This is a genomic window from Candidatus Chloroploca sp. Khr17 (genome assembly GCF_004138165.1).
GTDB lineage: Bacteria > Chloroflexota > Chloroflexia > Chloroflexales > Chloroflexaceae > Chloroploca.
In genome coordinates, this window is record NZ_RYFF01000045.1 from 32,194 (window position 1) to 43,224 (window position 11,031).

Consider the following 11,031-nt stretch of genomic DNA (forward strand, 5'->3'; position numbering starts at 1 on the left):
ATATATTTCTTTGCCGCTGAAAAACCAGCATAGCTGGTTTTTCAGCGGCAAAGAAATATATTAATGCACGAGTTCGGGATGCTCTTCGAGCGTCCCTGCAAGCAATGCCTGTACGGCGAACTCGATGGGAACGATGTCGGTAAGCACCGTACGCAGGTTGGCGCGTTGCAAGTTGTTGTACATTCCACGTCCCATCCCCCGCGAGAGCACGACATCGCAGTCGGCAATCATGCTCACCGCTGACGTATGCTGGTCAACGGGTGGCGCGGCGACCTTGCCAGGTTCACTCAGGTCAATTGTTTGGTTGGCGTGGTCGTGGTCGTTCCCGTGGTCGTGGTCATGCCCGTGATCATGATCATGGTCGTGATGATGCCCATGCCCGTGATGGCTATGGTCACAGGCGGTCTTATCGCGCACCTCGCGGGCAACAACGGCCCCATCCTCGACGGTCACAACAAGATACTGGCGTGCGCGGCCAAAATGGGCACTGATGGTACGACCATCATTCGTTACGGCGGCAATTTTCACCTTTGAGACTCCGTTCTAGATCTGTTGAGCACTGAGCTAATTATACCAGCAGGGACGCTTCTTTTGCTGGCCCCTGCGAGCGTGGGGCAGTGCCTCATCGGGCGGCTATCTTGTGCCAAGCCTAGGGCTGAGGCAACGTCAGCTCTCCGGGGTCGCCGTCAACGGCTCGGCTCCCGTCGACGAAGCCGGCCTTCGCCGACTGGATGAGGCCGCGCAGGCGGCCTTCGCGACCCGTAGCCGAGGGCTTCAGCCCGACGGTGCTCCGGTCAGGTGGACGTTGCCTCAGCCCTGAGTGCCAAGCCAAGCACAAGTTTTCGCGGCCATACCCTGTGGTATCATAGAAGCTATGCTGGATGATCAAACCACGTTGCATTTTCCACCGAGCGGCATCGCTGAACTGCCGTTGCTCTTTGCACCTCAGGTGATCCGCTGTGTGGCCGCCGGGCCAGGCGGGCATCCGCTGACGGTGCTCCTTGATACGGGCACTGATCCGTCGGCGATTGACCTGAGTCTGGCGCGTCGCCTCGATCTGCGCCTCGGTGATTTTGCCCTGGGTTCCGATGCAGCCAGTGATGCCGTGCATTTCACCGAAAGCGTCTTGCCCTGGCTGCGCCTCGGTGAGCTTGAGTTGCGCGATCTCTATGCGGTTGCGCTCGATCTGCGCCAGGCTCCGTTTAAGGTCGATCTTGTGCTGGGCTATAATGTCTTGAGCCAATTGACGCTGACCATCGATTATGCCGCAGGCCGGTTGCGCCTGTGCCATCCAGATCTCGAACCTCCAGCGCCGGGGCCGGGCGGGGCGGTTCTGCCGTTGCGCTTTTTTGAACATTTTCCGGCGCTTGATGGGGCTGCGTTGCTCTGCTTGAACCAGCCAGACCAGGCACATCCGGTGCCCCTTCCGCTGCCTCTGCTCACGATTGATACTGGTTCAAACGGGGCGCTCACACTGAGCCCGGATCTGGCAGATTTGGCTGGCTTGCGCCGCGGCACAGCCGAGGTGGACGAAGGGCGTGGGTTTGTCGAACGGGTGACGACGTTGCACGGGGTGGCCTCGGCCCTCCGCCTTGGTCCGTTTGAATTGAAAGCGATTGAACTTGATGCCCCCGAGAGCGGTCGCGGCGATTTTGGACGTGGGGGACGGGCGAATCTTGGCAATCGCTTGCTTGCCCGTTTCCAACGGATGACCCTTGATTATCGGCGGGCTGTCTGTGTGCTTGAGTCATCTAGCTAGCCGTCTAGGCGGGACCTCACAGGCCTCGCCCGTGTCATGCATAGCGGATTATGGAGTTGAAGAGTAATACGTAGTGTGTGAAGGAAGTTTCCTGGCGGCCTCAGCCGTCCACGAATACTGATCACAAATAAACGAAGATGGGCGTTGCGGTGCGGTATTCGTTTATTCGTGGCCCCCATTCGTGGTCAGCGGTGCTACCGGAAAACGTAGGTTACAGACGAATAAGCCCCGGGCTGCGTTGCCCACAGGCAAGCATCCGTGAAGAAGTTGAGCGATCCATTGTTACGCCTGACGATCATCATGACACTCTGCATGGTGTTAGCCGGGTCAGTGTTGCCCATAGCAGAGGCCCCTATGCATCAGCCACCAATCTATACACCATCTTGCCCCGAAGCAAGTTACCCTGATACGGCGGCCCTTCTGGCGGCTTTGTCAGGGGCGAATTATGCCTGTACGGAAGAACTCGCCAAGGCCCTGCAAACCCGCATTGGCGTCAATGACATTGATGTGCTGCTCACGATGATTCAGCGTGGAAGCCATGAACTTGAGCGCCGCAATGCCGTACGAGTGCTCGGGCGGCTAGCGGCGAGTCCACAGGCGAGCCGGGCGAGCGATCTAGTCTTGCGGGTACGGGCGGCCAGGGTTCAGTCGGTCTTGCATGAGTTGCTGGCGCACGCTGATGACAATTTTTTGTTGCAAGATGCGATCTGGGTGCTCGATAGCTATTTTTACCCAAATTTCAGTGCTGCGCCGGTTTTCGAGCGTATTGCCAATGCGCCAACCCTCGCCCCCGCCTTGCGCTATCGGGCAGCCGCAGCTCGCGGGAGGCTGACCCTCGCCCGTTCGGGGGTGCTTCACCCCGATGATCAGGCCTTTATGCTCCGCGGCCTTCGCTCGGATGATCCAGGGGTGCGGGCGGCTGCGGCCCATGTGATTGCCCGCCTGCGCACGGATCAGCTCGGCTTAGACTTGATCGCAACGCTGACACACGAACTTGCCGAAGCGTGGAGGGTCGAACCCCCACTCACGCTGATTGACGATGTGCCCGACCCGCGTGATCGCGGGTTGCTCGCAACGTACGAGAGCAGTCCGAGTAGCCTGACGGCCCGTGCCTCCCTCGCCCGTGCCCGTGACCGGCTCGAGGGCGGTACCACACACCTGACAAGCCTGCGGCAACAGTATGAGTTTTTGACCCTGACCGAGCGGAGCGAACACGAGGGGGTGAGCATTCGTGCCGGGCTTGCCGCTGATGAGATCGCAGCCTTGCTACGCGAAGTGACGTATGTGCGCGAGACCTTGCTGCACCTCTTTGGGCCAGACCTGGCCGAGCCAATGGACGATAAAGGTACACGGACGCTGCAGATTAAGATCTTTGCCCGTCAGGGCATCTATCGTGATTATGTGCGGGCCTTTACCCCCTTCACCGTTGAGGTAGATGGGCTCTATGACGATGCCAATAGCATCATCTATACGCATCAGCGCACCAGTGAGCAAAGTGCGAATAGCTTGGTCGAGAGCCTGCGTCACGAAGTGGCGCATCACTATGCGGCAACCCACCTCTTTCCGGGGCAGTGGCGCACGCCAGGCTATCATCGCGAGCCAAAAGGATGGGCTGATGAGGGCCTGGCCGAAGTGATGGCCGGGCTCACCGCCTCAGGGCCAGCGCCTCGTCCGGCCCAGTTGCGCCGCCTCTGTGAACGCACCCCACGGCCACGGCTCAAGGTGTTGCTCGCCCAGCGCGAAGGCTATGATCGTTTTGGCACCTTCGACTATGATGCGGCCTGGGCCTTTACCTACTATCTTGTGACCGAACAACCCGAGACGTTGCAGCGCCTCTATGCAGCCTATCGCGAAAATCAGTATCATCTGCGCGACTGGTCGCATCTTGCGGGGCTAAAGCTTGAAGAGACTGAACGCGGATGGCATCGGGCGATTGAGACCTGGTGTGTCGCGCAGCGAACAGGATCAGGCTAGAGTTAGGAGGAGTGAGGAGTATGGATACATTGCTTCCCGGTTCACCCTACCCACTCGGGGCGACCTGGGATGGGAGTGGCGTCAATTTTGCGCTCTTTGCCGAGCAAGCAACGGGGGTTGAACTCTGTCTTTTTGAACATGCGCATGCACCACGTGAGGCGGTGCGGATTCCGCTCGCGATGCAGACCGACCATGTCTGGCATCTGTATGTGCGCAACCTTCGTCCCGGTCAGCTCTATGGCTACCGGGTTTATGGGCCTTACCAACCCGAGCATGGCCTACGCTTTAACCCGCACAAATTTGTGCTTGATCCCTATGCCAAGGCGCTGCACGGATCGATCCGCTGGCACGATGCGACCCACGGCTACACGATTCTCCATCCTGACGAAGATCTTTCGTATGACGAGCGCGATAGTGCCCCGTATCTGCCACGCTGTGTGGTTATCGATCCACGTTTCGATTGGGAAGATGATCAACATCCGAATATTCCATTGCATGACAGTGTGATCTACGAAGCCCACGTCAAGGGCTTGACGATGCAGCACCCTGACATTCCCGAGGAACTGCGGGGTACCTATCTGGGAATTGCGCACCCGGCCATGATCGCGTACCTGCGCGATCTGGGCATTACCGCGCTTGAGTTGCTGCCGGTACACCAATTTGCCAATGATCGCCACCTTGAAGAGCAGGGCTTGAGCAACTATTGGGGCTACAATACGCTCAACTTCTTTGCGCCAGCGACCCAGTATACGCGCTGCGAAAAACCAGGTGGGCATGTCCGCGAATTCAAACAGATGGTCAAGGCCTTACATGCCGCCGGGATCGAAGTCATTCTCGATGTCGTCTACAATCACACGGCTGAAGGCAATCACCTCGGGCCAACCCTGAGCTTTCGCGGCATTGACAACCCGGCCTACTATCGCCTGGTGAACGACGATGCGCGTTACTGCATGGACTACACCGGCACAGGCAATACGCTCAACATGGTTCACCAGCGTTCGCTGCAACTCGTGATGGACAGCCTGCGCTACTGGGTGACCGAGATGCGGGTCGACGGCTTTCGGTTTGACCTCGCCGCCGCGTTGGCGCGGGGCCTCTACGAAGGTGGGCAGCTCTCATCCTTTCTCGATACCATCCATCAAGACCCGCTGCTCTCGCAGGTCAAACTCATTGCCGAACCGTGGGACGTTGGGCCAGGCGGCTACCAGGTCGGCAACTTCCCGGTACTCTGGGCCGAATGGAACGGCAAATACCGCGATACCGTGCGCCGCTTCTGGAAAGGTGACGAAGCGCAGGTCGCCGAACTTGCGTACCGCCTCGCTGGTTCATCCGATCTCTACGAGCGGAACGGACGCGCACCGGCGGCCTCGATCAACTTTATCACGGCGCACGATGGCTTTACCTTGCGTGACTTGGTGAGCTACAACGAAAAGCACAACGAAGCCAATGGTGAAGGCAACAACGACGGTGATAGCCACAACAATAGCTGGAACTGCGGAGCCGAGGGTGCGACCGATGATGAGGGGATCAATGCCTTGCGTGCCCAGCAACAACGCAACTTGCTCGCCACGCTGCTCTTCTCGCAGGGGGTGCCAATGTTGCTACACGGCGACGAATACGGGCGTACCCAGGGTGGCAACAACAACGTCTATTGTCAGGACAACCCGATCAGTTGGATGGACTGGGAACTGACTGACGAACAAAAAGCTCTTTATGACTGGACACGTCGCCTGATTGCCTTTCGCCAGGCGCACCCGGTCTTGCATCGCGGAACCTTCTTCCAGGGGCGCGAAATTCACGGCGAAGGCATCAAAGACATCGAATGGTACCGACCAGATGGCGCCTTGATGGGTGACAGCGAATGGGACGACGGCATGGTGCGCTGCCTTGGCATGTTGCTCAACGGCCAGTTGATTGCTGAACGCACGCCAGATGGCGAGATTATCCGTGACGATGTCTTGCTGATCTTGTTCAACGCATACCACGAAACCATCCCCTTCACCCTGCCAGGGAATGAAGGCGGCCCAGACTGGCGGCTTGAACTTGATACCAGTCACCCAGAGAGCCAAGAAGCCGAACCAATGCCCGTCGGGAGCCTCTACGCCCTTGAAGGACGCTCGCTGGTCATCTTGAGTCAGGATGGCGAAACGTGGGCCGCGCAGTACGGACGGTACGAAAGCAACCTCCGCCATGCCGCACTAGCTCCGCTTATCGGCGGACCGCCCCTGGCCAAGCGCACCATCACCGGCAACTTCGTCACCATTGCTGGGTTCTTTAGCCCAGAACTAAACAACTACCGCGACATTCTCGTCTACCTGCCACCGAGCTACGACAACGGTGGCCTTGAGCGTTACCCGGTGGTCTATATGCACGACGGGCAGAACATCTTTGACGCCACAACGAGTTACATCGGGGTCGAATGGAGGGTTGACGAAACGATGGAAGCCCTCGCCCAACAGGGCCTCGAGGCGATCGTCGTAGGCATACCCAACATTGGGGAACGGCGAAGTGACGAGTACAGCCCGTTTGTTGATGAAGCGAGCGGGGGTGGAGGCCGTGGCGACGCTTATGTCGACTTTCTCGCCAACACGCTCAAACCGCACATTGACCGTGCGTTTCGGACGAAACCAGAAGCCGAGTTTACGACGATCATGGGTTCATCAATGGGTGGCCTGATCAGCCTCTACGCCCTCCTTCAGCATCCTGAGAGTTTTGGCAACGCCGGATTGATGAGCGGGGCCTTCTGGTTTGGCGAACGGGCCATGTTTGACTACGTACGCCAGTACAAAGGTGTACCGGGGCGGGTCTACCTTGATGTCGGCACGGCTGAAGAGACCCAACTAAAAAAAGACGTCCGCAACATGGGCCAGTTGCTGATGGACAAAGGCTACACCTTTGGCCGCAAGCTGCGGTATGTTGAAGAGCATGGCGGCGAGCACAACGAAGAAGCCTGGGGACGACGGTTTGGCAAAGCGATCCAGTGGCTGTTGCTCCGCAGGTAGGCTTGGGGGCGGCTACGCCGCCCCCAACGATTTTGCTTCGTTGCGTTGTGGCGGCAAAGCCGCCACAACGCAACGAAGCAAAGATCATGGTGGGGCCGCAGGCCCCATGGAACAAGGCGCTCCTAGCGGACGCTGGCGGCTTTATCGCCAGCGTCCGCTAGAAAAAGAGAAATCCAGATGGAAATCAACAAACACACCTTTCTCATTGCCGGGGGCGGTTCGGGGTTAGGGGCGGCGGCGGCCCGCGAACTGGTCGGAGCGGGCGGGCGCGTGATCATCGCCGACATCAACGCTGCGGTGGGCGAGGCGACGGCGGCCAGCCTGGGCGAACAGGCCCATTTTGTGGCAACCGACGTCACCAGTGAAGCCGAGGTTAAACGTGCGCTGGCCGCCGCAACCACGCATACTGGCCGCCTGGATGGCGTGATCAACTGTGCTGGCATTGCCGGGGGCGCACGGGTACTGGGCAAAGACGGCCCAATGAGCCTGGAGCATTTCAGCCGGGTCGTGAACATCAACCTGGTTGGCACCTTCAACGTATTGCGCCTGGCCGCCGAAGTCATGGCCCAGAACGAGCCAGGCGAGAGTGGCGAACGCGGCATCATCATCAACACCTCCTCAATTGCCGCCTTTGACGGGCAGATCGGTCAGGCCGCCTATGCAGCCACGAAAGGCGGCATTGTCGCGATGGCCCTGCCAATCGCCCGCGAACTAGCCCGTTTTGGCATCCGGGTCATGACGATCGCGCCGGGCACCTTTGACACCCCACTGCTCGCGGGCTTGCCCGAAGAGACACGCACCTCGCTCGCGCAGCAAATCCCCTTCCCGGCGCGCCTGGGGCGTCCCGACGAATATGCCCGGCTCGCCCGGCACATCATCGAAAACCAGATGCTGAATGGTGAAGTGATCCGGCTTGACGGAGCGATCAGAATGCAAGCAAGGTAGCATAGACGGCAGGGTAGTTGGCCTCGCCCACCGCGTGGACAGCACCCTGCCGCACGATGCCCTCGCCAGTGTCGAGGCGGGCGTGAACCAGGCCGATGTCGCCCACCGCTACCTGGAGCCGATCTCAGCGCTTCAGGACGACGACCTGGAGTTCCCTGGACACATTGAGCTCGCCTACTAATAGTCTCACCGTCAGACCTGGCTCATGCCTCAGGGCGATGGCATCTTCGGTTAGTGCGGGTCGCGAGACCGGTGGATCGCCCCTCGCCGCCGCTCCCGTCGGCGTCAACGCCTCGGCTCCCGCATGCAAAGCCGGCCTGCGTCGGCTCGATCAGGCCACGCAGGTGGCCTTCGCTCCCAGGAGCCGAGCCGTTCACGGCCACGGCAGGAAGATGCGCTGGCCCTCCTTCCGTACGTTTCGGGGCTTGACAAACCACGGTTGAGCGATCTATCATGTAAAAATGAGGCATGGCTAAAGAGTGATTTCGTATAAGGTAAATAATTGAACACTTCGCCTCCAATTGGTGCCACAACCCTTGACCAGCTTTCGCTCGGAGCGACCGGACGGGTGCTAGCGCTCGGCAACCAGGGTGCTGAGCGTCGGCGACTCTTCGACCTCGGGATCACACCCGGCACCCTCATCCAGAGCGAGGTGCGCAGCCCGCTGGGTGACCCCGTGGCCTATCGGGTGCGCAATACCTTGATCGCTCTTCGGCGCGAACAGTCACAGATGATCATGATCACGCTCGATCTTGAGGAGACCATCGTATGAGTGATGAGCTTGTTACACCGCAGGCATCCTCACTGCCGCATGCAGCCTGCAACACCTGTCCAGCGTATACCAACGCCCAGCTCCGCAAGCTCGGCCTTGACGTGAGCGGCTGGGACTACACGGTTGCTCTAGCGGGCAATCCCAATACCGGCAAGAGCACCGTCTTCAATGCGCTCACCGGGCTCCGTCAACATACTGGGAACTGGGCTGGCAAGACGGTGACCCGGGCCGAGGGCGGGTTCCGCTTTCAGGGGAAGCGCTACAAGCTTGTTGATCTTCCCGGCACGTATTCTCTGCTCTCGACCAGCGCCGACGAGGAGGTCGCCCGCGATTTCCTCCTGTTTGGCCAGCCGCACGTCACCGTCATCGTTGCCGATGCAACGCGCCTAGAGCGCAATTTGAACCTGGTGTTACAGATCCTAGCGATCACAGACAGTGTCGTGGTTGCGGTGAACCTGATCGATGAGGCGCGACGGCACGGCATCATGATTGACGAGCGGGGCCTCGCCCGCGATCTTGGCGTGCCGGTTGTCCCGATCGTCGCCAGGCGTGGCGAAGGTCTGCCAGAGTTGCTGAGCACGATTGCCCAGGTTGCGAGTGGCGCGATCCGGCCCCGGCCAAGGCATGTGCCGCTGCGCGACGCCGCCCTTGAGCGTGCGGTGAAGCAGCTTGTAGCCCAGATCGAGGCGGTCTTTCCCAACCTGCCGCAGGCGTACTGGGTGGCCCTCCGCCTGCTTGACGGCGATGCGAGCATTGCGCAGGCGGTGCGCGAAGGCACCATCGGCGACCTGACACGGGGGCAGGCGGTTGCGCCGATTGCCCTGGAGGCTGCATAATGACTCCGGCACCCCAAGAGCAACTGCTTAACGCCGCTGCCGCGCTGCGCCGCGATCTTGGCCCCGATCTGCACGACCGTGTGAGCGAGGCAATCTACACCGAGGCCACGCAGATCGCGAACCGCACTATCTCGACCGATAGCCGCCAAGCCGCGTTTCGGCTCGACCGCACGGTCGATCAACTGGTGACGAGCCGCCTCTGGGGCTTTCCGCTTATGCTGCTGCTGCTCATGGCGGTGTTCTGGGCCACGATCGCCGGCGCGAATGTTCCATCGAGAATGCTCGCCGACCTGCTGCTTGGCACGGTCTACAATGCGCTGCACGCCGGTGCGGCCGCTATTGGCACGCCGGTTTGGCTCTCTGGGCTGCTGATTGATGGCGTCTATCTTGCCACCGCCTGGGTGGTAAGTGTCATGTTGCCCCCGATGGCGATCTTCTTCCCACTCTTCACGCTGCTGGAAGACCTGGGCTACCTGCCGCGCGTGGCCTTCAACCTCGACCGGCTCTTCAAAGGAGCGGGCGCACACGGCAAGCAGTCGCTCTCGATGATGATGGGTTGGGGCTGCAACGCCGCCGGGGTTGTCGCGACACGGATCATTGACAGCCCTCGTGAGCGCCTGATCGCCATCATTACGAACAACTTCAGCATCTGCAACGGGCGCTGGCCGACCCTGATCCTGATGGGCACGCTCTTCATCGGTGCCACAGCCCCACCAGCCTTGGCCAGTTTCGTTGCCGCCGCAAGCGTCGTTACCGTCGCCGTGATTGGCATCTTCACCACGCTGCTCGTGTCCGCGCTGCTCTCACGCACAGTGCTCACCGGCGAGGCGTCTACCTTCAGTCTAGAGTTGCCGCCCTACCGTCCACCTCAGGTGCTGCGCACGCTCTATACGTCGCTGATCGGCCGAACCCTGATCGTGCTCTGGCGAGCGATAACGATGGCTGCCCCGGCCGGCGCGGTGATCTGGCTCAGCAGCAACATCATGATCGGCGATGCCAGCATCGCTGCACACCTCGTCAATGCGCTCAACCCGTTCGGCTGGTGGCTCGGGCTGAACGGGGTTATTCTGCTGGCTTATCTGGTGGCAATCCCGGCTAACGAGATCATCATTCCGACAATTCTGATGCTGACCCTGACCCTCAACCGTTCGCAGCTGGCGCAGGCCGGCGTGATGCTCGAGCTCGACAACAACCTGGTCTATCAGACGCTGACCCAGTTCGGCGGGTGGACAATGCTCACTGCCGTCAACCTGATGCTGTTCAGTCTGCTGCACAATCCGTGCGGTACGACCATCCTCACCATCTGGAACGAGACAAAGAGCGCCAAGTGGACGGCCGTGTCCACCCTGCTGCCACTCTTGCTCGGCATCATCGTGACGTTTGTCACCGCAGCCGTTGCCCGTCTCGTCGGCTGGGTCTAGCCGCAATACTTTTCAAAGAAGCTCACGCCAAGCCGCGAAGGGTGAGCGCACCTAGCTTTTCCAAGAAACTTCCAAACGATTCGATCTATACTGAACAAACAACGCCGGATGCAGACGCGCTCATAAGCCGAGTGCGCTCGCCCGGCCCGCTTGATGAAAGGTTTTGCAATGGCTTCGTCTTCCACCACCTCGCCCGCCGCAGGAACGCCCCGCCGCTGGTCGCCGCGCAGGATCGGCACGTGGGCTCTCGGCACCCTGCTGGTGCTTCTGCTCGCCATCCAACTCGTGCCCTATGGCCGCGATCACACCAATCCGCCGGTGG

General features: G+C 60.1%; 8 protein-coding genes. 7 read left to right on the plus strand and 1 reads right to left on the minus strand.

Annotation, left to right across the window (positions count from 1 at the left end):
* Positions 1 to 60 precede the first annotated feature (60 nt).
* Positions 61 to 528 carry a NifB/NifX family molybdenum-iron cluster-binding protein gene (locus tag EKD05_RS20175; RefSeq protein WP_129676508.1) on the minus strand — a complete coding sequence of 156 codons (468 nt, stop codon included), beginning with the start codon at positions 526 to 528 and terminating at the stop codon, positions 61 to 63.
* A gap of 346 nt (positions 529 to 874) precedes the next feature.
* Between EKD05_RS20175 and EKD05_RS20180 the strand changes: the two genes are divergently transcribed.
* The 7 genes from EKD05_RS20180 (at position 875) to EKD05_RS25965 (ending at position 10,709) form a co-directional block, all read left to right on the plus strand.
* Entirely contained in the window at positions 875 to 1,759 is an 885-nt protein-coding gene (locus tag EKD05_RS20180) for a retropepsin-like aspartic protease (protein ID WP_129676510.1), read from the plus strand.
* A gap of 354 nt (positions 1,760 to 2,113) precedes the next feature.
* Positions 2,114 to 3,733, plus strand: coding sequence for a collagenase (locus EKD05_RS20185; protein WP_165360846.1), 1,620 nt, complete (start codon positions 2,114 to 2,116; stop codon positions 3,731 to 3,733).
* 20 nt (positions 3,734 to 3,753) lie between these two features.
* Positions 3,754 to 6,735 (plus strand): glycogen debranching protein GlgX, encoded by a 2,982-nt coding sequence (gene glgX, locus EKD05_RS20190; protein ID WP_165360847.1) that lies wholly within the window; start codon positions 3,754 to 3,756, stop codon positions 6,733 to 6,735.
* A 177-nt stretch (positions 6,736 to 6,912) separates the two neighbouring features.
* Positions 6,913 to 7,680 carry an SDR family NAD(P)-dependent oxidoreductase gene (locus EKD05_RS20195; RefSeq protein WP_129676514.1) on the plus strand — a complete coding sequence of 256 codons (768 nt, stop codon included), beginning with the start codon at positions 6,913 to 6,915 and terminating at the stop codon, positions 7,678 to 7,680.
* Between the two features lie 502 nt (positions 7,681 to 8,182).
* The gene (locus tag EKD05_RS20200; RefSeq protein ID WP_205703998.1) at positions 8,183 to 8,452 is read left to right on the plus strand and encodes a FeoA family protein; all 270 of its coding nucleotides are present in this window, start codon (positions 8,183 to 8,185) and stop codon (positions 8,450 to 8,452) included.
* Complete coding sequence (locus EKD05_RS25960) at positions 8,449 to 9,288, plus strand: FeoB small GTPase domain-containing protein (RefSeq protein ID WP_165360848.1); 840 nt, start codon at positions 8,449 to 8,451, stop codon at positions 9,286 to 9,288. The genes EKD05_RS20200 and EKD05_RS25960 overlap by 4 nt, the downstream gene beginning before the upstream one ends.
* Positions 9,288 to 10,709: a ferrous iron transporter B gene (locus EKD05_RS25965; protein WP_165360849.1), complete on the plus strand. Its 1,422-nt coding sequence runs from the start codon at positions 9,288 to 9,290 to the stop codon at positions 10,707 to 10,709. The genes EKD05_RS25960 and EKD05_RS25965 overlap by 1 nt, the downstream gene beginning before the upstream one ends.
* Positions 10,710 to 11,031: the final 322 nt, after the last annotated feature.